Consider the following 18578-nt stretch of genomic DNA (forward strand, 5'->3'; position numbering starts at 1 on the left):
ATCGAGGGCGGCACGCCGGCGCGAACGGCCGGGCGTCGTCGCCGACGGCTCGACGTCCTCACTCGGAGAGGGGTGCGTCCACTCGAGTCGACACCGCGTCGACGAGCGCGTCGGCGATCGCGCTCTTCCGATGACCGACCTGGAGGTGGCGATAGACGCGGTCCTGGCTTTCGCCAGTCAGCTGACAGAGGGGGCACTCGATCGAACGGTCCCGCGACTCCAGGGCCGCCTGCGTCCGCGCCGATTCGTCGTCGCTCGGTGAACCCGTTGACATACGAACGCACGTCTCTCGCCCTCGCTGAAAGCGGTTTCTAGGAGGCCTATTGAGAGATCCGCTGGGATAGGCAGCGGTACACAGCCGTGACCGTAGCGACGTTTCGCTCCCCTCGCCTTCGAAACCCACAAGCGCCCCGCACTCGAATCCGCGCTCGATGGAGCCACTCGAGCGGTATCGACCGATCATCGACGACTTCGACGCCTTTCTGGCGGCCTGCGAGCGGCCGCTCGGTAACGCCGTCCGCGTCAATACGATCAAGGCCTCCGTCGAGCGGACGCTCGCGGCCCTCGACGGAGAGGGCGTCGGCTACGACCAGGCCGACTGGAACCCGCGCGTCCTGACCCTCGATATCGACTCGCCGGGTTCGACGTGGACCTCCTTTCACGGCTTTACCCACGGCCAGGAGGAGGTCTCGGCGGTGCCGCCGGTCGTCCTCGATCCCGAGCCCGGCGATCGGGTCTGGGACTGTTGTGCCGCCCCCGGCGGGAAGGCGACCCAGATCGCGGCGCTGATGGACGATCGGGGAACGGTCGTCGCGAACGACAACAACCTCGGGCGTATCTCGGCGCTGCGATTCAACGCCGAGCGACTCGGCGCGTCAAGTCTCGCGGTGACCAACGCCGACGCCCGGAACTACTCGCTCGAGCGCTTCGACTTCGACGAGTTCGACCGCGCACTCGTCGACGCGCCCTGTTCCTGCGAGGGGACGATCCGGAAGAATCCCGACGCGCTCGACAACTGGTCGGAGGGCCACGTCTCCTCCGTCGCGGGTATCCAGAAGGGGATCGTTCGGCGTGCGATCCAGGCCACTCGCGAGGGCGGGACCGTCGTCTACTCGACGTGTACCTTCGCGCCCGAGGAGAACGAAGCTATCGTCCAGCACGCGCTCGAGACCGAATCCTGCCGCGTCGTCGATTTCGACCTCGACCTCGAGCACTCGTCGGGACTGACCGAGTGGGACGGCGACGAGTTCGACTCGAGTCTCTCGAACGCGGCCCGGCTCTACCCCCACCAGAACGACACGGGCGGCTTCTTCGTCGCGAAACTGGAGGTGACCGCCGAATGAGCGACGACCGAGACGGCGACGGCACCGCGTCGGAGACGAACGACGGCCAGCGGTTCGATCGACTGCCCGCGACCGAAGCGGAGCGAACCGTCGAGGGACGGGCCACGCGCGAGGAGGTCGTCGACCTCTTCGCGGATCGATTCGGAATCACGCCCGAGACGTTCGACGACTACACGTTCTGGGAGAAGGGCGCGGGCAAGATCTGGATCTACGCCGGCGACGCGCCGACGCCGATCGAAATCGAGGCGATCGGCATGACCTGTCTGCGGACCCGACAGGAACACTGGAAGCCCACGACGGACTTCGTCCAGCGCTTCGGCCAGTACGCGACCGAGTGCGTGATCGAACTCGAGCGCGAGCAGGCGCGGCGGTTCGCAACCGGCGAGGACCAGGAACTCGAGTGGAACGGCGATTGGGGCTATCTCGTCGCCGCCCACGAGATCGCCGGTGAGCGCGAACCGCTCGGCGTCGGCCTCTACGTCCACGGCGAACTGCGCTCGATGGTGCCGAAGGGGCGACAGCGCGACCTCGAGTCCTGACGGTCCCCGAACCGCCGTTTCCGTGGCGACACTATCACTCCGTTCCAACCATCTGGTGTGCAGTGGCGCGCGCTGTCGGCTGGCCGAGCGTCGCGAGGCGCGACCACAGTGAGCGCCTCGAAATGTGAGCGGAGACCGCAGGGGACCGCGAGCCAGCGAGGACAGCCGATGATACTGCGCGAGGCATGAGTGAACGCAGTGAACGAATCGGCTGGGGAGGGCGTGGTAGTCCCCTTTTGTCACGATATCAGGACGAATCTTCTCATCTGCCCGCCTTGGAGCACGTCGATCAGCAAATTCGGCCTCCGTGTGATCGACCGCCTATCCCCGCGGTTACAGGGGTGCGCCGACCAGCACGAGCTTCGCGCGCTCGTCGCCGCGGTTGTGGATCTGTCGGGTCTCCTCGGGGTCCAGTCGAATCGCCTCATCCGTCTCGAGCGTCACCGTCTCGTCCGCGTCGGGAAGCTCGATGTCGACCGTCCCGGCGACCACGTAGTACACCTCTTCCTGTCCGGACTCGGCCTCGGCGTGTTCCATCCCCTTGCCACCGGGCTCGAGTTCGAGCACGGAGATGCCGAGTTCGTCCGTATCGAGTTCCTCCTTGAGGAACCACATGCCGCCCCACTCCTCGTCGACGACTGAGTCCGGATCGGTCTTGGCTGCGGTATCGTAGCCCATACCCCATCGTTTTCGTTTCGAGACTTAAATCAGGGGGACGACGAACCCGCCCGCGCGACGGCCACTCGAGATCGGCCGAGCGCGACAACCCCCATCCCTAAGCCGTCCCGGCACGCAGCGAGACGTATGCGATCGCCGGCACAGAACGCGGAACTGGCGTTGCTCCTCGAGGTCGCGGGGACGCCCAAACCGGGCAACGTCGACCGCCACCACGACCTCGCGGAGCTGCGGTTCGAACACTTCCTCGCCGGAGCGGTGGGGGCCCGCGAGGGGCTCGAGCTGGCGGCTGACGGGGCTGCGGTCGGAGCGTCGTTCGAGCGGGCCGTCGAGGAGATGGCCGCTCAGGAGGGGGGAAACACGCAGTTCGGGGCGCTCCTGTTGCTCGTCCCGCTCGTGCGAGCCGCCCGCGAGGATCTGTCCCAGCCCGTCGCCGAGGCCGTCGTTCGGGAGACGACCGTCGGCGACGCCGCGTCGTTCTACCGCGCGTTCGACCACGTCGACGTCGGGGTCGACGAGCCGCCCGAGGACATGACGGCCCTCGACGTGCGCCGCGGCGCGGACGCGATCCCGGCCCTCGAGGCGCGCGGGCTGACGCTGTTCGACGTCATGGAGCGAAGCGTCCCGGGAGACGACGTCGCTCGCGAGTGGCTCCGGGGATTCGATCGGTCGTTTGCGGCCGCCGAACGGCTCGCCGGAGCTGACGGCACGGTCTCGGAGCGGACCGCGGCGGTCTTCCTCTCGCTGCTCGCCGAGCGGCCCGACACCCTCGTCTCGACGCGCCACGACGAGGCGACCGCCCGGGAGGTGACCGACCGCGCCGCGGAACTGGTCGCGGCCGACGCCCTCGAGACGGATCGCGACGCCGTCGAGGGCTTCGCCGACGACCTCGTCGAGCGCGGGATCAACCCGGGGACCACGGCGGACGTCACCGCAGCCGGGTTGTTCGTCGCGCTCGAGCGCGGGGCGATCGAGCTATGACCGACGATCGGACGACGCGTGAGAGCCCAGCGGCGGACGACGATCGTGCCACTGGAACGGCCGAAAGCGAACGCGACGAACCCGCACCGGCGGAGTGGCCCGTCGCCCTCTCGGGCGTCACCGAGTCGGTCGTGACCACGCTGGGACCGAACGGTCTGTGGAACGCCGCGGCGCTCGGCCTTCGCGCCGGCCATCCCGTCACCGCACGGACCTGGAGGAATACTCGTACTCGCCGGAACTTCCACCGGCAGGGCGAGGGCTACGTCCAGTTCGTCGACGATCCCGTCGACTTCGCCGACGCCGCCCTCTCGATCGTCGAACGCGAGGGGCCGATCCTCGAGTCAGCGAGCGCGTGGGCGCGCGTGAGCGTCGAGCGCGTCGAGTCCGGAACCGACGGCGGCACCGACTGGGAGGCGTGGACGCTCACCCCGCTCGAGTCAGCGGTCGTGAGCGAACGGGTCCCGACGATCGACCGCGGGTTCGGAGCCGTCGTCGAGGCGACCGTCGCCGCCTCGCGGCTCTCGGTCGCGGGCTACGACGAAGCCGAACTCCGCGATCGGCTCGCCCACTGCGCCTCCGTCGTCGATCGGGCCGGGGGACCGCGCGAGCGCGAGGCGCTCGAGCGCGTGCGGGAGCACTCGAGTTGGTAGCCTCGACGCGAGGAGCGACTCGATCGACATTCCGGAGCGGCGAAGAGAAAGGGATTAAGAGCCTCTGGACGGAACCACTCCACATGGCAATCAAACCGGCCTACGTCAAGAAGACCGGGACCCTCCTCCTGGAGCGGTATCCGGAGGCGTTCACGACCGATTTCGAGCAGAACAAAGAGAGCGTCACGAAGCTCACGAACGTCGAGTCCAAGGGCGTCCGCAACCGCATCGCGGGCTACGTGACTCGAAAGAAAGGCGCAGAAGTCCCCGCGTAAGTCGGTATTCTCGCCGCGAACAGTAGTTACACGACACGCTACCGAGCTCCAGGGCTCGCTGAACTCGCTCGAGAGCCGTCGGTCACGGTTCCCGAGACGTTCTGGAAGTCCGTGCCACGCCGGATGTCAATCGCTTCGCTAGCGATCGGGACTCGCGCGTCGTCGATCGAAGCCGTGACGAAGCGTCGACGATCGGAAACTGGTACTGGTCGCAACGCGACCGAAAAATCGAGTTATTCGTCGAGACCGGGCTCCATGTAGACCGCGGCGACGAGCGCCACGAGGGCGACGCCGAGCCCGAATACGAGCCCGACGGCACCCGTCAGAATGGAGAGCTGGTAGCCGATTCCCGGCAACACGCCGTCGATAAACCCGAGATAGCCGAAGGCGAGGGCAAGCAGTGCAGCGACGGCCGCGAGAGCCGCCGCACCCATGCTGAACCGCGTCTCGAGCAGTCCCCGATCGCTCGTACTCGTGGTCGAACTCGTCATCGGGGCCACCTCTGGCCGGCGGCCTCGAGTCGATCCTGTCGGTAGTGCATCGGTCGCTAGGAGCCGCTCCCGTTTCTTAATATCTTCTATCCGACCGTCGCGACCCGCCGTCTCGCGACGGCAGCGCCGTCGGGCGGAGTGCGATTTTCCGGAGCACCGTTCGGAGAACCCCTCGGCCGGCAACTCCGTCGTTTGACATGCGCTACCGAAAACCCAAACGGTTTTGCGGACACGACTCGGAGTGGCGGAAAATGGCAGTACGAGTAGGCGTACTCGGTGCGACCGGCGCCGTCGGACAGCGACTCATCCAACTTCTCGATCCCCACCCGGAGTTCGAGATCGCAGCGCTGACCGCGAGCGAGGCGAGCGCCGGCAAGACGTATCGACAGGCCGCGAAGTGGCGCGTCGACAGCCCCATCCCGGCGGACGTGGCCGACACAACCGTTACGGCAACCGACCCCGACGAGGTCCCCGACGATATCGATCTCCTCTTCTCGTCGCTCCCCTCGAGCGTCGGCGCGGAAGTCGAGCCCGGCTTCTGCGAGGACGGCTACGTGGTCTCCTCGAACTCCTCGAACGGCCGGATGGACGACGACATCCCCCTCGTGATTCCGGAGGTCAACGCCGAACACCTCGACTTGCTCGAGGTCCAGCGCGACGAGCGCGGCTGGGACGGTGCGATGGTCAAGAACCCGAACTGCTCGACGATCACCTTCGTCCCCACGCTCGCGGCCCTGACCGACTTCGGCCTCGAGACGGTCCACGTCTCGACCCTGCAAGCCGTCTCCGGCGCGGGCTACGACGGCGTCTCCTCGATGGAGATCATCGACAACGCCATCCCGTACATCGGCAGCGAGGAGGACAAACTCGAGACCGAGTCGCGAAAACTGCTCGGCGACTTCGACGGCGCGTCGCTCAGCCACAACGACATGGCGGTCTCGGCGTCGTGTAATCGCATCCCGACGATCGACGGCCACCTCGAGAACGTCTGGGTCGAAACGGAAGACGAACTCACCCCCGAGGCGGCCGCCGAAGCCATGCGGGAGTACCCCTCGCTCGAGCTTCGTTCCTCGCCCGACCCGCTCATCCACGTCTTCGAGGAGCCGGACCGGCCACAACCCCGAATGGACCGCACGCTCGGCGGCGGGATGGCCATCGCCGCGGGCGGCCTGCAGGAATCGCCGTTCGGACTCCAGTACAACTGTCTCGCCCACAACACGATCCGCGGTGCCGCCGGTGCGAGCGTCCTCAACGGCGAACTGCTGCTCGAGAACGGCTACATATAGAGACGACGGGCTCGAGCGATTGCTGCCCCGTCGACCGATATTTTCGCCTGCACTGAGCAGGTCGGACGGATACCGACGCGATCGGGACCGGTCCGCGAAACGTAAGCGGCTCCTTGGCAGGCGATGGCCGGAACAGTGAGACAGTATAACAATCGTTCGGAACGGAGATCGAGAGGGTGAGAGCGTATGGTCCTTATCGTCGAGTACGAAATCGAGACGCCGATTCTCCGACGGGCGATCGAAGCCGTCTCGAGGATCGAGGTCGAAGAGATCTATCAGTCCGAGACGGGAGAAACGAAGCTCATCTGTTGGGCCTACGGCGACAGCCTCGAGGACATCGACGCAGCGCTAAATGACGACGAGACGATCCGCGAACACTCGCTCCTCGAGGAAACTGACGGCCGTCGTCTATACAGCGTGACACTATCGGAGCAGGGGCGGAAACACTTGACATATCCCACGGCGGCGGAGTACGATATCGGATTCCACGAGATAAGTGTTAGAAACGTGACTAAAATTCGCGCGCGGATCCCGACGCGGGAGGCGCTGTTCGCGTATCGCGACGTCTGTCGCGAAAAGGAGATTCCGTTTCGGATTCAGCGACTCTTCCGGGAATCGAACCCGTCCAGCGATCGATACGGGATCACCGACAGCCAGCGAGAAGCGTTGCTGGTCGCTCTCGAGGAGGGGTACTTCGACGTCCCCCGGGGAACGACGTTATCGGCGGTCGCCGAGCAGTTGGATATCTCGGCTCAAGCGCTGTCCGCTCGTCTTCGGCGAGGGCAGGCCAATCTGCTTCAGAATACGGTGAGCGAACAGGACCCTTCTTAAAGGGTTGACCATCCAATCGTAGTCACTTCCCGCATCGGATCAGTACGTGAGGTATGGAAATCGAGTCACCAACCGGTGAGCGACAACTGCGCGACGAGAGCGGGACGTATCAGTTCGAATCGAACAAGCCCCTCAGCGAAGCGGTTATCGCCGCGGTCGCGTCGGAATCTGCGATAGACGCGCTCGATCTCGCGGAGGAGTTCGGACCGCTGTACGATGCGATCGATCCGACCGCGCTCGATTCGCTGTTTCAGTCGCCGGGGGAAAACGGACAGCCCGTCGGTTCCGTCACGTTCGAGTACGCCACCTATCGAGTCACGGTCGACCAGACGGGCCGCATCGAACTCGTAGACCAGCAGTAACGGTACTTTCGGACGGGCGACCCGAACGAAAAACCACGACGGGCTATATCCGTTCTACTACCGCTCTATTCCTCGTTTCGCGGCAGCGCAACCACCGGAATCGAGGCCTCCTTCACCAGCCGGCGAGCCACGTTGCCGGTGAGCAGTTCCACGAACCGATTGTTCTCGCGAGGCTCAAAGACAACGGCGTCGACATCGCGCTCCGCTGCGGCATCGAAGATCGTCTCGACGACGTCGGTCCCGAAAAGGATCGCCGTCTCGACCGTTCCGGCCGTCCCCTCGAGCGGCCCCTGAGCGCGCTCGAAAATCTCCCGAGCGTACTCCTCGCGTTGCTCGACCGAGGCCTTGTCGGGCGCACCGCCGGCTTTCTCGATCACGTTAACGAAGAGCACCCTACTCGAGGGTGCGAGGTGCGGTACGAGCGCCGCGGCCGTTCGCTCCCCGTCGTCCGGATCGGCGACGGGAACCAGGATCGTCCCGTCGAACGTCAGCGTCATCGGTCCTCCTCCGCTCGCGCGGGATCGGTCGGTAGTATCGGTTCCATACGCGTGATTCGCAGCAGAAGGGTAAAAAAAGTGCGTCAGATTGCGTGGGCGGACGGACGGATGACGGCACCGTTCGATCGAGCGGGTGACGGCACCGTTTTGCCGTCACCGATCAGGGGAGAACCTGATTTTCGAGATCGGCGTCCGTTCCCGACTCGTCGAACCGGCGGCGATTTTCCGCCACGATGTCTGCCAGCCGGTCGTAGTACCGCGGCGTGTGACCCGCGTTGTGGGGCGTAATCTGGACGTTTTCGAAGGTCCAGAGCGGGTGCTCCTCGGGCAGCGGTTCGGGGTCTGTCACGTCGAGCGACGCGCCGCGGATCCAGTTCGACCGCAGCGCTTCGACCAGCGCGTCCGTCTCGACGACCGGTCCGCGGGCGACGTTGACCAGCACCGCCTCGGGATCGATCGTTACGAACGCTTCGCGATCGAGCAGGCCGCGGGTCGTCTCCGTCAGCGGACAGGCGAGCACCAGGTAATCCGTGCGCGCGAGCGCGTCGTCGAACGCCGCGCCCTCGAATCCGATCACCTCGTCGGTCGGGCCGCCCTTCTCGGGCGTGTAGCGCACGCCGATCGTCTCGACGCCGAACGGCTCGAGTCGGTCACAGACCGCTTGTCCGATCGCGCCCAGTCCGACGACGGTGACCGTCGCTCCCTGCAGTTCGTGGGCCCTGTAATGGCGCCACTCGCGGCGGCGCTGGCGGCGCGCGCCGACGTGGAACCGTCGGGTGAAGTGCAAGATCGCCCCCAGTACGTGCTCGCCGATGTTCGGCCCGTGGACGCCCGAGGCGTTCGTCACCGCGACGCCTCGTTCCTCGAGTCGCTCGAGGGGGAGGTGGCCGGTCCCCGCGTACGCGCAGGCGAAGACGGAAAGGTTCTCGGCCGCGCCGAGCAGGTCCGCATCGAGAGTCATGCCGGTAACGAACGTCGCGTTCCGAATCGCCTCGCGCTCCTCGGCCGGCGTGCGCGCGAGCGCGACGGAGTGGTCCGGCAGTCGGTCGCGGATCGCGTCGGCGAACTGTTCGATGGGAATGCCGTGAGTCCCCTTCCGGAGGACGAGCACGTCCGGCGCGGTCGTATCACTCATGTCCGTGGACTCGTCCAGTGCGATCAAAAACGTTCGTCTCGCGGCACGGTGCTCGATGCGAGAGACGGCTCCCGCAGCGCTCGGGCGTGGGATCCCGTCGGTCGGTAGTCGACGAGGTCGCACCAAGGCAGCCGCTGCGAAAACGGAGTCCGTCCGAACGCGGTTTACGGCCCTCCAAGCCAGTCTCCGACCGCGAGCCGAGTAGTCAGATCATTATGTTTAAGCGGGGGAGATGCGAAGTCCATTGCAATGCCTTCAGACGAGTTCCTCGATGGCGAAACGCTTACCGGACGGCAAGCGACGATAATCTTCTTCGGCTTCCTCACTTTCGTTATCCTCTCCGGAGTCTTGCTGGTGCTTCTCAGGGGTTTCTTTTAACGCCGCCGACCCGATCTGGCCGTTCGCAGCTGTCGTATAGTGGTCGTGTACTCGCTGTCACAGCGGACGGAGCGATTCGAGGACCGGTCCACCGTGCAGACATTTGCCTCGCAGTTTTTATAATGGCTCACTGAGTCTCCACGGCGTATGGAACGCGTAGACGTCGCGATCGTCGGCGGCGGCCCCGCTGGTGCGTCCGCGGCCGAGCAGGCCGCGGCCCACGGTGCCGAAACGGTACTCTTCGAGCAGGGGGTTCCCCGGGAGGACCGGGACGGGCCGGGGCCGGACTCGACCGACGCCGCCGGGATGCTCGACTACTGGATCGACATCATGGAGTTCGACTACCGGGAGATTCCCGACGAGGTCATCCACCGGGAGCTCGAGGCCACGGAGTTCGTCGGCCCGAACAGCAACGTCGAGTTGCGGACGACCGGGATGGAGGCCAGCTACCCACACTTCGGGTACACCTTCCACCGCGCGCGCATGGACGACTGGCTCTACGAGCGAGCGACCGACGCGGGTGCCGATCTCCGCGTCGGGACCGGCGTCACGGACCTCGAGACCGATCTGCGAGCGTCCGGTCCGCAGGGACCGACCCACACGCTGACGCTCTCGAACGGCGACGAACTCGAGGCCCAGTACGTCGTCCTCGCCGACGGCCCGCAGCGCCGGATCACGCTCGACGCCCTCGACCAGTTCACTGCACCCGGCCGGAGCGTCTCCGATCACCTCTCGCCGCCGGACGCGAATCACATCGCCTATCAGGAGTATCGGGAGTTTCCACCCGAACTGTTCGAAGCGTTCGAGGACCGACTCAAGTTCTGGTGGGGGTACATGCCCGGCGAGACCGCCTACCCGTGGGTGTTCCCGAACGACGGCACGGTCGCCCGCGTCGGCCTGACGATGCCCATCGGAATGGACCTCGCCGACGTCGAGAATCCCGGCTCCTACAAGCTCCTGCGACCGGACGACGACCGAATCCCCTCGGGTGCCGAGTACATCAGTCGCCTCCTCGAGCAGGAGTACGGCGACGAGTACGATATCGAGACGGACATTCCCCGCGTCGAAGACCGCGGGAAGTCGAAGGGGACCGAAACCTATCCGATCTCCTCGACGCGCCCGATCGAGTCGCCCGTCGGCGCGAACATCGCCGTCGCCGGCGGCGCGATGGGCACGACCTCGGCGTTCCACGAGGGCGGCTACCACGTCGCCGTCCGCACCGGCAAGATCGCCGGCCGACTCGCCGCGACGGATTCGATCGCGAACTACAACGACATCTGGAAGCGCGCGATCGGCGACGAGATCCTGCGGAACGTCGCCTTCGCGGACATCGTCGCGGACTACGGGCCCGACGACTGGGACTGGGCGTTCGACACGATCAACGACATGCAGGGCAACGGGTCGGACAACGCCCTGATCACCAAGCGCTACACCGCCGGAATCGACGCCGCGAAGATCCTCACGGCGTACAAGCGCCAGAAGTTCACGTACCGCGACGGTCGCTACGTCCAGCTTTCGGAAGACGACTACTTCTACTGAGGCGGCCGGTTCCAGTCGTTCGGGATCGAGCCGGGAACGGGGATTCGAGTACCGCTGAACTGATCGCGTCGGAACGGGGAACCGCGATTGGACTCTAACACGTCCCTAATCGCTTGTACGCGGTGAGCCTTTTTCGGGGCCGACGTGGAAGCGGGGGTATGGACGCTGATGGACGCACCGAGACGTCCGACGAAGACCCCCCTCGAGCCGACGGTTCCGGACATCGCGTCCCCGAGGGGCAGGCTCCCGAAGAGTACGGCGACCATCGCGGCCGCGGCGACCACGACGAGCACGACCACCGGAGTCGCTGGCCGCTCGTCGCCGCCGCGGGAGCCGCCGGCCTCTACGGCGGCGTCGCGATCGCCATCCTCGGAAACGAAACCGGCCTCCTCCCGCCCCTGGCCGGCATCGGTCTGGCCGTGGCCGGGACGGTCGTCCTGCTGGCCGGCATCGCGGGCTGGGTCGAACAGGCGTTTCTGGCACCGGCTCGAGACGCACGGGGGGCCCTCAAATCGCGCGAATCGTACGTCTCGACGACGCTGCTCTTTCTCGCGACCGACGTCTCGACGTTCGGCGCGCTCTTTATCTACTATTTCTTCGTCAGGATCGGCTCGTGGCCGCCGGAAGAGCTCCCGCCGCTGCTGGGCTCCCTCGTGGTCGTCAACACGGCCATCCTGATCGCGAGCAGCGTCACCTTCCACTACGCACACGAGGCGCTCGAGGACGACGACCGACGACGATTCATCGGACTGCTCGGAGCGACGCTCGGACTCGGCCTCGTCTTCCTCGCCGGGCAGGTCTACGAGTATTACGAGTTCGTCGCCGCGGAGGGCTTCACACTCACGAGCGGCATCTTCGGAACCGCGTTCTTCGGGCTGACCGGACTCCACGGGTTCCACGTCGCGCTGGGCGTCGGTGGCATCGCCGTCCTCTGCTGGCGGGCGCTTCGGGGCCACTACGGCCCGGATCGAGACACGTCCGTCGCAACCGTCTCGCTGTACTGGCACTTCGTCGACGTCGTCTGGCTCTTCCTCGTCGTCGTCCTCTACGTCGGCGCGTCGGTGTGAGGAGACCGGGCGGTTCGGTGGGACGGACGACCGAGCCTCCGTCGGGACGGGTCACGGTATTTCGTCGTGATCGAGATCGGTCTCGAGGACCTGCAGACTGGGTGAGCCGCAGTCACAGAAGTTCGACTGACCGAGCGGCTGGAGGCTGCCGTCGGGCCAGATCTGGACGATCCCGATCTCGTCGCACTGTTCGCATTTCGCCGCCGCTCGTTGTTTCTCATCGTTGTTACCCACCAGAGTCACCTCGTGTGTCGGCTTCGTACGACAGCGAACGGGGAAAAACCCCGTGGCCGGTCGAGCAACGACGGACCACGGAGCCGGCGCGAACCGGCCCGCGACGTTCGATTCCGGCCCGTCACTCGAGGCCGACGGTGACGAACCGTTGACTGGCGGCTCCCGGCGATTCCCGGGTGGCTCCCAGCTGGAAGGATCGATCCGGCTCGAGGGTCGCCTCCGATTCGGTAAATAGGAACGCACGATACGACGGCGCGTGGTCGTAGGCGATCACGTGAGCCTGGTAGGTGTCTTCGAACCGACCGGGAGACGGATGCCAGTCGAGGTCGGTTTCGACGACTGTGAACTGACTACCCGGCGTGAATTGATAGGGGTACATCATGCCGTGATCGATCGCTTCGCCGCTGGAGTCGGTGGATTTCGATCGCGCGTCGGCAGATCCCCCGGGGGAACCCAACAGCGCTCCCGTCGACACTGCGCCGTACTTGACGAACGTGCGTCGTGATGTCGACCAGCTATCCTCAGTCATGCGCTGATTCCCGACCACCGGGGTCGTTATAACTGTATTCCATGATGACACAACGATCGACGTGTTTGCCGCGAGACGCGATATCGCACCGGAGAGCATTTCTCTCGCGTGACTCGAGTGATCGATATCAGATAATCACCAGTCACTCAAAATGTCACTACGAGTCGTAACAGTTGTTTATCCCACTTGATGTGGTCAGGAATGAGTGGATGTTCTTCCACGAACCGGAGCTCCAATACGAGGTCACCGTCGAAGAACCAGACCCGCACTTCGCGAAGCTCCTGCAGCAAGCGATCGGCGGCCAAGAAGGCGAAATGCGTGTTGCCATGCAGTACATGTTCCAGGCCTGGGCCCTCCCCGAGGGGTACGAAGAGTATCGAAACCTGTTGATGGAAACCGCCACCGAGGAACTCGGCCACATCGAGATGCTCGCATCGGCCGTCACGAAGAATCTCCGGGGCTCGTCCAAGCAGATGAGCGACGACGCCCAGGAGACCGCGGCAACGGCCGCGGCGATGACCGGTCAGAACCCGCGTCAGTTCCTCTCGGCGGGCGAGTCGGCCATGCCCGTCGACAGTAACGGCGCTCCGTTTACCGGCAACTACATCGTCGCGTCGGGCAATCTCGCGGGCGACCTCTACGCGAACGTGATGGCCGAATCGACCGGTCGGACCCTCGCGACGCGGCTCTGGGAGTACACCGACGATCCCGGTATGAAGGACATGCTCTCCTACCTGATCGCCCGGGACACCATGCACCAGAACCAGTGGCTGCAGGCCCTCGAGACGCTCGACGATCCGGTGCCGGTTCCCGCGAGCTTCCCGCAGGACCAGGAGAATCAGGATTTCAACTACACGTTCATGTCGACCAGGCGGGAAGAGCAGCCGGATCCCGAGTACCCCTGGACCCAGGGCGAGGCCCCGGACGGCAAAGGGCAGTTCTCCTACGCCGCCGAACAGCCGGGTGACGGCGAAGTCATCGCTCCCCAACCCAGCCCGATGACGAACGACACGCCGAACAGGACGAACGAATCGTCCGACTCGAGCGAATAGAATCGAATTGACGGCCCTGTCGGCCGGCCGCTCCGGTCACCAGCCACCCGACTCGCTGCTTTCGCTCGAATTCGCCGCTCGGACGTGATCGAGCAGCGCGCTCACTCCGTCCGACCGTTCCGCATGCGCTCCTCGAAACCGGCCATCTTCCGGTAGATCGGCGGCGTCAGGACGCCGAGAATCCCCACGAGGATCGCGATGGCACCGATCGGGAACAGCAACGGCGCGACCTCGAGACAGGAGTTCAAGGATGCGATCTGAACGTAGTAGCGATCGCCCTCGTACTCGACGATCGCCCCCTCGAGCAGCGCCTCCCGGTTCGCCAGTTCGCCGGCGACCGTGCCCTCCTGAAGCGGGCTGTCGATCGCCTCCTCGAGGGCCGTCCGTTCGGCCGCCGAGAGTTCCTCGGCGGGCAACGTCTCGATGGTCGCCAACGCGCCCTCGTATTCGTCGGCCGGTGTCACCGTGAGCGTGGGTTCCCCACAGAGGCCGACGCCGTCCTGGACGACGACGTATCCGCCGACGATCGCGAGCGGGAGCCCGATTGCGATCAGGACGACGCCGAGAAAGGGCGCGGCGTACGTCAACAGCAGCGACTCCGAGGACGCGGTCGGTTCCACCGGCCCCGTCTCGTCCGTGGCGGGCGGGACGTTAGTAGCGGACGGTTCGTCGGCAGTCGGAGGGTCGTCCCTGCCGGGAGATGCGTCGTCACCGTCGCTCATTCGTTCTCGTCCTCCCCCGTCGACGGGCGGCGTCGGCGACCGCCGAGATACGCGATCGTTCCCGCGAGTCCGAGCCCGTAGATCCAGTGAGCGAGCGGGACGAAGATGAGGAACGTTATCAGCTCGAGGCCGGTCTGTCCGGTGTAGAAGGCGAGCGCGAACCCGGGTGAGATGACCGTCGCATACCACAGTCCGGTGACGAGGGTGAGCTCGCCCGGCAGGTACTCGCCCAGCGAGAGGAACAACAGGGGCCAGACCGTCGTTCCGGCGACGAGGAAGAGCCCGTAGCCGAGAGCGAGATCCGCCGGCAACCCGACGAACGTCGCGAGGGTCGCGAACGACTCGAAGTCGAACGCACCGAGAAGGACGGCGACGGCGAGCACGCCCGACATGAGTAGCGTCCCGACGGCACCGCCGACCGCACCGGTACCGGCGTCGTTCGCAACGGTCCGGGCGACCGGCTCGATACGGCCGTACAGCGACAGCGGCCGGTCGTCCTGTGCGGGCACGTAGGACGGGCGCACCTCCTCCGGTTCGCTCGGCGGGACCCCGCGCTCGCGCTCGAGTCGGTCCTCGAACCACTGCCACTCGGGTGTGAACTGCTCCGTCGCCTTCAGTTCCCAGGGGTCAGCGGTCTCGATCGGCGTCCCCTGGAAGTACGACCAGATCATGTTATAGAGCCACATGAGGACGCTGATCCCGATGAGGAACGCGCCGACGGTCGCGACCACCTGCAGCCCCGAGTATCCCGCCGGGTAGGTCGCGTATCGGCGGGGGAGCTCGAGGAATCCGAGCGCCATCAGCGTCATGAACGTGACTGCGGAGCCGACGACCAGCAGCGACGACTGGAAAATCGCGAGCCGGCGGTCGTACATCCGGCCGGTGAGCATCGGATACCAGTAGTAGCTCGCGGCGAACATCATGAGGGGAATGATCCCCATGAGAATGAGATGGAAGTGGCCGACCACGTAGTAGGTGCCGTGATAGATGACGTCGACCGGGATGACCGCGAGGAAGATGCCGGTGACGCCACCGACGATGAACAGGCCGATCGAGCCGACACAGAGGATCGTCGGCGCTGCGAGTTTGACGTCACCGTTCCACATGGTGGTGATCCAGTTGAACACCTTGATCGCGCTTGGAACGGCGATGGCGATCGACGTCGCCATGAAACTCGCCCGGACGCGGGGATCGACGCCGGTGACGAACATGTGGTGAGCCCAGACGCCGAAGGAGAGGACCCCGATCGCGATCGTCGAGTAGACGATGAACTTGAATCCGAACAGCTTCCGTCCGACGAACTTCGGCAGTATGAAGCTCATCAGCCCGGTCGCCGGCAAGAAGATAATGTAGACCTCCGGGTGGCCCCAGAACCACAGCAAGTGCTGCCAGAGGACGGGGCCGCCTCCCTCGACCGCGAAGAACGTCGTGCCGAAATTCCGGTCGAACAGGAGCATGAGCAACGCGGTTCCCAGCAGCGGGAACGCGAAGATGATGATCGCGCTCGTGATGAGCATGTTCCAAGAGAAGATGTCGAGGTTCGCCCACCCGATCGACTCGTCGCGCTCGTAGATGATCGTCGTGATGAAGTTGATCGCACCGATCGTGGTAGCGATGCCACTCAAGTGGAGCCCCAGGAGGAGGAAATTCGTCTGCGGGTTCGGTGCCAGCGATAAGGGCGGATACATCGTCCACCCGATCGCCGGCTCCTGAAACGCTAACAGAACCGATATCCAGTCCGTCGGGACGACGACGGCAAGGACCGCTCCCGTTACTTCGGCGACGATCCCCAACCGAGCGAGCAGCAGCGAGGGCGGCAACAGCCAGAACCCGATAGCGTTGAGCCGCGGAAACGCCATATCGTCGGCTCCGATCAACAGTGGCAGGAAGTAGTTCCCGATCCCGAAAAACACCGGCGTAACGAAGAAGATCAGCATCGTCAGTCCGTGCATCGTGAACAGTTCGTTGTACGTCTGTTCGGTCCAGAGGTTCGCCTCCGGGGTCAACAGATGCGTCCGGATCATCATCGCATCGATCCCGCCCCAGATCGCCGCGACGGTGCCGAACGCGATGTAGAGCAGCCCGATCTCGCGGTGGTTCGTCGTCGTCGTCCAGCGAACGGCGGCCGCCTTCGCGTCGCCGAGTCCCAGCCGGCGCTCGCGACCCGTCACATACCCGCCGTCAGGCGACGGCTCGGCTCGTAACCGCTGTGCGACGAGAACGACCAGTAGACAGCCAACGACGACAGCCCCGAACAACGAGACCTCGACGAGTGCACGGTTCATCGTCGTCCGCCACCCCTGATGGCCCGACCGCACCGCTCATCGCCGTGCATAGCGGTGGACTCATTATCGACCCCCATAAAGATCAACTAACTATTTCGTGACTTTCTCCTCCCCTCACATGTACTCGATCGTATTTCACTTGCCGAACCAGTTCGAAACCGTGAAAGTTTATCAATTCGTGAATGACGTATTTCAGGCCGGTTATTGAACCACCGCCAATGGGAAGTCGCCGTCGCACGATCGTCGCACTCGCCGTCGCGACGCTCTCGAGTCTCCTCGCACTAACGGGAACGGCCGCTGCACAGTCGGAAAACCGAGAACTCATCGACGGCCTCGAGTACCAGTTGCTCTACGTGGCCCTGCCGCTGACGCTGTTCGTCCTCGTGATTCTGGTCTATGCGGCCGTCAAGTTCCACGACAACGACGATCCCGAACCCACCACGGAAGATCCTGCCCTAGAAATCACCTGGACCGTTGCAACGGCGCTCATTCTGTTGTTCGTCGGTCTCTCCGGCTACAGCGTCCTCGTCAACCCGTACGTGTCGCCGTCGCAAGCACTCGACAGCGACAACCGAAGTCAAGAGGGGTTCGAGTCGTTCGCCGATCTCCCCGAGACCGGTGACGAGGAGGTATACGTTACCGGCTACCAGTGGGAGTGGCAAGCGAGCTATCCCGGCGCAAACGTCACGACCGAAGACGAAATCGTGATACCCGCCGACGAGAACGTAACCCTCTGGCTCACGAGCGACGACGTGATCCACTCACTGTTCGCGTCCGATCTCGGCATCAAGCAGGACGCGTTCCCCGGACGCTATACTCGCGCCCGAACGATCGTTTCCGAGCCCGGACGGTACGACGCCGTCTGTACCGAGTTCTGCGGTGCTGGCCACTCGAGAATGGAAGCTGACATCGTCGTCGTCGAACCGGACACGTACGATCAGTGGCTCGAGGCGAACGAGGGCAACGTCACCACAGCACCGGAACCCGGCTGATCGCTCGCAGCCCCAGTCGATACTCGGGGGCGGTCAGTATGCTGGAATCCCACTCACTTCTAGCCGGACACGACGCACGGCACGGCCACTCGAGTCTGCAAGAGTTAAACGGACCGCGGCCCTACGAGAAGTGCGTGCCTTTAGTCCCCGTCCGAGCAGACCCATTCGGGTGCGATGACAGTACGGCGAACCCGGGCACGCGACAATAGTACTTCGGAGGGCTCCCACGAGTTCTCCCGCCCGGCACGAGGGTTAGCCAGCCGACGCGGCACGCCGCCTCGGGATGAGGCTGGACGTTAGTGTTCCGGGCGCACATCTACTCTGTTCAGAGGGATCGCTTTCGCTCAGTATCGACTTATCGTCGTTACAGGTGCCGTGATTACCATACCGCTAGCTGGTACCCCCTCTTAGACGCCGTTACTTCCGTTATGCTCCCCCACAGACGCAGCTTTCGATGGGACTACCGCGAGTGCTCGGTACGTTCTGTCAGCGGGTCAATCGAAGAGTATGGTCGTGCACCAGTGACAGCGTCACTCTTGAACTGTCGTTCAGCATCGCTACTCAGTCGCGGGTATAAATACAGAAAACCCCGCATAACAACTGCCGAAGCAGCTGCTGTGCGGGGTCGAAAGTACGAGTATGAGTGGAGGCGGCGAAACGAGTTTCCCAGAGGCTCGCGCACTCCAGTACTCACCGTAACGCTGGCGAGCTTATC

At 64.7% G+C, this 18578-nt stretch carries 22 protein-coding genes; 13 read left to right on the plus strand and 9 right to left on the minus strand.

Annotation, left to right across the window (positions count from 1 at the left end):
• Positions 1 to 58 precede the first annotated feature (58 nt).
• Positions 59 to 274, minus strand: coding sequence for a hypothetical protein (locus AC0QDI_RS04420; RefSeq protein WP_474665588.1), 216 nt, complete (start codon positions 272 to 274; stop codon positions 59 to 61).
• Positions 275 to 431: 157 nt separating this feature from the next.
• Here AC0QDI_RS04420 and AC0QDI_RS04425 point away from each other — a divergent pair, with 157 nt between their 5' ends.
• The gene (locus tag AC0QDI_RS04425; RefSeq protein WP_474665590.1) at positions 432 to 1343 is read left to right on the plus strand and encodes an RsmB/NOP family class I SAM-dependent RNA methyltransferase; all 912 of its coding nucleotides are present in this window, start codon (positions 432 to 434) and stop codon (positions 1341 to 1343) included.
• On the plus strand, positions 1340 to 1882 hold the full coding sequence (locus tag AC0QDI_RS04430) for a DUF7122 family protein (RefSeq protein ID WP_474665592.1): 543 nt from the start codon (positions 1340 to 1342) through the stop codon (positions 1880 to 1882). The genes AC0QDI_RS04425 and AC0QDI_RS04430 overlap by 4 nt, the downstream gene beginning before the upstream one ends.
• A 333-nt stretch (positions 1883 to 2215) precedes the next feature.
• On the opposite strand, the gene AC0QDI_RS04435 is transcribed toward AC0QDI_RS04430, so the two are convergent.
• On the minus strand, positions 2216 to 2560 hold the full coding sequence (locus AC0QDI_RS04435; protein WP_474665594.1) for a cupin domain-containing protein: 345 nt from the start codon (positions 2558 to 2560) through the stop codon (positions 2216 to 2218).
• A 126-nt stretch (positions 2561 to 2686) separates the two neighbouring features.
• Here AC0QDI_RS04435 and AC0QDI_RS04440 point away from each other — a divergent pair, with 126 nt between their 5' ends.
• The 3 genes from AC0QDI_RS04440 to AC0QDI_RS04450 all read left to right on the plus strand — a co-directional run bounded on the left by AC0QDI_RS04440 (position 2687) and on the right by AC0QDI_RS04450 (position 4463).
• Positions 2687 to 3538 carry a triphosphoribosyl-dephospho-CoA synthase gene (locus tag AC0QDI_RS04440; protein WP_474665596.1) on the plus strand — a complete coding sequence of 284 codons (852 nt, stop codon included), beginning with the start codon at positions 2687 to 2689 and terminating at the stop codon, positions 3536 to 3538.
• On the plus strand, positions 3535 to 4188 hold the full coding sequence (locus AC0QDI_RS04445; protein ID WP_474665598.1) for a DUF447 domain-containing protein: 654 nt from the start codon (positions 3535 to 3537) through the stop codon (positions 4186 to 4188). The genes AC0QDI_RS04440 and AC0QDI_RS04445 overlap by 4 nt, the downstream gene beginning before the upstream one ends.
• 83 nt (positions 4189 to 4271) lie before the next feature.
• Entirely contained in the window at positions 4272 to 4463 is a 192-nt protein-coding gene (locus AC0QDI_RS04450) for a 30S ribosomal protein S17e (RefSeq protein ID WP_006432730.1), read from the plus strand.
• A 233-nt stretch (positions 4464 to 4696) separates the two neighbouring features.
• On the opposite strand, the gene AC0QDI_RS04455 is transcribed toward AC0QDI_RS04450, so the two are convergent.
• Positions 4697 to 4963 carry a hypothetical protein gene (locus tag AC0QDI_RS04455; RefSeq protein ID WP_474665600.1) on the minus strand — a complete coding sequence of 89 codons (267 nt, stop codon included), beginning with the start codon at positions 4961 to 4963 and terminating at the stop codon, positions 4697 to 4699.
• Between the two features lie 242 nt (positions 4964 to 5205).
• Here AC0QDI_RS04455 and asd point away from each other — a divergent pair, with 242 nt between their 5' ends.
• From asd to AC0QDI_RS04470, 3 genes are all read left to right on the plus strand, one after another.
• Positions 5206 to 6240 (plus strand): aspartate-semialdehyde dehydrogenase, encoded by a 1035-nt coding sequence (asd, locus tag AC0QDI_RS04460; RefSeq protein ID WP_474665602.1) that lies wholly within the window; start codon positions 5206 to 5208, stop codon positions 6238 to 6240.
• 186 nt (positions 6241 to 6426) lie between these two features.
• The gene (locus AC0QDI_RS04465; protein ID WP_474665604.1) at positions 6427 to 7071 is read left to right on the plus strand and encodes a helix-turn-helix domain-containing protein; all 645 of its coding nucleotides are present in this window, start codon (positions 6427 to 6429) and stop codon (positions 7069 to 7071) included.
• 53 nt (positions 7072 to 7124) lie between these two features.
• Positions 7125 to 7433: a HalOD1 output domain-containing protein gene (locus AC0QDI_RS04470; protein ID WP_474665606.1), complete on the plus strand. Its 309-nt coding sequence runs from the start codon at positions 7125 to 7127 to the stop codon at positions 7431 to 7433.
• A gap of 65 nt (positions 7434 to 7498) precedes the next feature.
• On the opposite strand, the gene AC0QDI_RS04475 is transcribed toward AC0QDI_RS04470, so the two are convergent.
• Both AC0QDI_RS04475 and AC0QDI_RS04480 read right to left on the minus strand, forming a co-directional pair.
• Positions 7499 to 7930 (minus strand): universal stress protein, encoded by a 432-nt coding sequence (locus tag AC0QDI_RS04475; RefSeq protein ID WP_474665608.1) that lies wholly within the window; start codon positions 7928 to 7930, stop codon positions 7499 to 7501.
• Between the two features lie 160 nt (positions 7931 to 8090).
• Entirely contained in the window at positions 8091 to 9065 is a 975-nt protein-coding gene (locus tag AC0QDI_RS04480) for a D-2-hydroxyacid dehydrogenase (RefSeq protein WP_474665610.1), read from the minus strand.
• Between the two features lie 249 nt (positions 9066 to 9314).
• Between AC0QDI_RS04480 and AC0QDI_RS04485 the strand changes: the two genes are divergently transcribed.
• The 3 genes from AC0QDI_RS04485 to AC0QDI_RS04495 all read left to right on the plus strand — a co-directional run bounded on the left by AC0QDI_RS04485 (position 9315) and on the right by AC0QDI_RS04495 (position 12049).
• Entirely contained in the window at positions 9315 to 9443 is a 129-nt protein-coding gene (locus AC0QDI_RS04485) for a hypothetical protein (RefSeq protein ID WP_474665612.1), read from the plus strand.
• Between the two features lie 147 nt (positions 9444 to 9590).
• Positions 9591 to 10982, plus strand: a complete 1392-nt coding sequence (locus AC0QDI_RS04490; RefSeq protein WP_474665614.1) for an NAD(P)/FAD-dependent oxidoreductase — start codon at positions 9591 to 9593, stop codon at positions 10980 to 10982.
• Between the two features lie 158 nt (positions 10983 to 11140).
• Positions 11141 to 12049 carry a cytochrome c oxidase subunit 3 gene (locus AC0QDI_RS04495; RefSeq protein ID WP_474665616.1) on the plus strand — a complete coding sequence of 303 codons (909 nt, stop codon included), beginning with the start codon at positions 11141 to 11143 and terminating at the stop codon, positions 12047 to 12049.
• Positions 12050 to 12100: 51 nt separating this feature from the next.
• On the opposite strand, the gene AC0QDI_RS04500 is transcribed toward AC0QDI_RS04495, so the two are convergent.
• Both AC0QDI_RS04500 and AC0QDI_RS04505 read right to left on the minus strand, forming a co-directional pair.
• Positions 12101 to 12292 carry a hypothetical protein gene (locus tag AC0QDI_RS04500; protein WP_474665618.1) on the minus strand — a complete coding sequence of 64 codons (192 nt, stop codon included), beginning with the start codon at positions 12290 to 12292 and terminating at the stop codon, positions 12101 to 12103.
• Positions 12293 to 12404: 112 nt separating this feature from the next.
• Positions 12405 to 12812 (minus strand): hypothetical protein, encoded by a 408-nt coding sequence (locus tag AC0QDI_RS04505; protein WP_474665620.1) that lies wholly within the window; start codon positions 12810 to 12812, stop codon positions 12405 to 12407.
• A 209-nt stretch (positions 12813 to 13021) separates the two neighbouring features.
• Here AC0QDI_RS04505 and AC0QDI_RS04510 point away from each other — a divergent pair, with 209 nt between their 5' ends.
• Positions 13022 to 13864 (plus strand): manganese catalase, encoded by an 843-nt coding sequence (locus tag AC0QDI_RS04510; RefSeq protein WP_474665622.1) that lies wholly within the window; start codon positions 13022 to 13024, stop codon positions 13862 to 13864.
• Positions 13865 to 13965: 101 nt separating this feature from the next.
• Here AC0QDI_RS04510 and AC0QDI_RS04515 read toward each other — a convergent pair whose 3' ends face one another.
• Both AC0QDI_RS04515 and AC0QDI_RS04520 read right to left on the minus strand, forming a co-directional pair.
• Entirely contained in the window at positions 13966 to 14586 is a 621-nt protein-coding gene (locus tag AC0QDI_RS04515; RefSeq protein ID WP_474665624.1) for a DUF7979 domain-containing protein, read from the minus strand.
• Positions 14583 to 16871 (minus strand): DUF6789 family protein, encoded by a 2289-nt coding sequence (locus AC0QDI_RS04520; protein ID WP_474665626.1) that lies wholly within the window; start codon positions 16869 to 16871, stop codon positions 14583 to 14585. Before AC0QDI_RS04520 ends, AC0QDI_RS04515 begins: the two co-directional genes overlap by 4 nt.
• A 218-nt stretch (positions 16872 to 17089) precedes the next feature.
• On the opposite strand from AC0QDI_RS04520, the gene coxB reads away from it, so the two are divergent.
• Positions 17090 to 17863, plus strand: coding sequence for a cytochrome c oxidase subunit II (gene coxB / locus AC0QDI_RS04525; protein WP_474665628.1), 774 nt, complete (start codon positions 17090 to 17092; stop codon positions 17861 to 17863).
• Positions 17864 to 18578 lie beyond the last annotated feature (715 nt).

It is taken from the genome of Natrinema sp. LJW11 (assembly GCF_056135975.1).

Excerpts from the sequence above, each read along its gene's own strand:
- AC0QDI_RS04490 (WP_474665614.1), top strand. The coding sequence starts at position 9,591 with ATGGAACGCGTAGACGTCGCGATCGTCGGCGGCGGCCCCGCTGGTGCG.
- AC0QDI_RS04505 (WP_474665620.1), bottom strand. The coding sequence starts at position 12,812 with ATGACTGAGGATAGCTGGTCGACATCACGACGCACGTTCGTCAAGTAC.
- AC0QDI_RS04420 (WP_474665588.1), bottom strand. The coding sequence starts at position 274 with ATGTCAACGGGTTCACCGAGCGACGACGAATCGGCGCGGACGCAGGCG.
- AC0QDI_RS04425 (WP_474665590.1), top strand. The coding sequence starts at position 432 with ATGGAGCCACTCGAGCGGTATCGACCGATCATCGACGACTTCGACGCC.
- AC0QDI_RS04485 (WP_474665612.1), top strand. The coding sequence starts at position 9,315 with ATGCCTTCAGACGAGTTCCTCGATGGCGAAACGCTTACCGGACGGCAA.
- AC0QDI_RS04435 (WP_474665594.1), bottom strand. The coding sequence starts at position 2,560 with ATGGGCTACGATACCGCAGCCAAGACCGATCCGGACTCAGTCGTCGAC.
- AC0QDI_RS04495 (WP_474665616.1), top strand. The coding sequence starts at position 11,141 with ATGGACGCTGATGGACGCACCGAGACGTCCGACGAAGACCCCCCTCGA.
- AC0QDI_RS04430 (WP_474665592.1), top strand. The coding sequence starts at position 1,340 with ATGAGCGACGACCGAGACGGCGACGGCACCGCGTCGGAGACGAACGAC.
- AC0QDI_RS04465 (WP_474665604.1), top strand. The coding sequence starts at position 6,427 with ATGGTCCTTATCGTCGAGTACGAAATCGAGACGCCGATTCTCCGACGG.
- AC0QDI_RS04450 (WP_006432730.1), top strand. The coding sequence starts at position 4,272 with ATGGCAATCAAACCGGCCTACGTCAAGAAGACCGGGACCCTCCTCCTG.
- AC0QDI_RS04440 (WP_474665596.1), top strand. The coding sequence starts at position 2,687 with ATGCGATCGCCGGCACAGAACGCGGAACTGGCGTTGCTCCTCGAGGTC.
- AC0QDI_RS04520 (WP_474665626.1), bottom strand. The coding sequence starts at position 16,871 with ATGAACCGTGCACTCGTCGAGGTCTCGTTGTTCGGGGCTGTCGTCGTT.
- AC0QDI_RS04475 (WP_474665608.1), bottom strand. The coding sequence starts at position 7,930 with ATGACGCTGACGTTCGACGGGACGATCCTGGTTCCCGTCGCCGATCCG.
- AC0QDI_RS04470 (WP_474665606.1), top strand. The coding sequence starts at position 7,125 with ATGGAAATCGAGTCACCAACCGGTGAGCGACAACTGCGCGACGAGAGC.
- AC0QDI_RS04445 (WP_474665598.1), top strand. The coding sequence starts at position 3,535 with ATGACCGACGATCGGACGACGCGTGAGAGCCCAGCGGCGGACGACGAT.
- asd (WP_474665602.1), top strand. The coding sequence starts at position 5,206 with ATGGCAGTACGAGTAGGCGTACTCGGTGCGACCGGCGCCGTCGGACAG.
- AC0QDI_RS04515 (WP_474665624.1), bottom strand. The coding sequence starts at position 14,586 with ATGAGCGACGGTGACGACGCATCTCCCGGCAGGGACGACCCTCCGACT.
- coxB (WP_474665628.1), top strand. The coding sequence starts at position 17,090 with ATGGGAAGTCGCCGTCGCACGATCGTCGCACTCGCCGTCGCGACGCTC.
- AC0QDI_RS04480 (WP_474665610.1), bottom strand. The coding sequence starts at position 9,065 with ATGAGTGATACGACCGCGCCGGACGTGCTCGTCCTCCGGAAGGGGACT.
- AC0QDI_RS04510 (WP_474665622.1), top strand. The coding sequence starts at position 13,022 with ATGTTCTTCCACGAACCGGAGCTCCAATACGAGGTCACCGTCGAAGAA.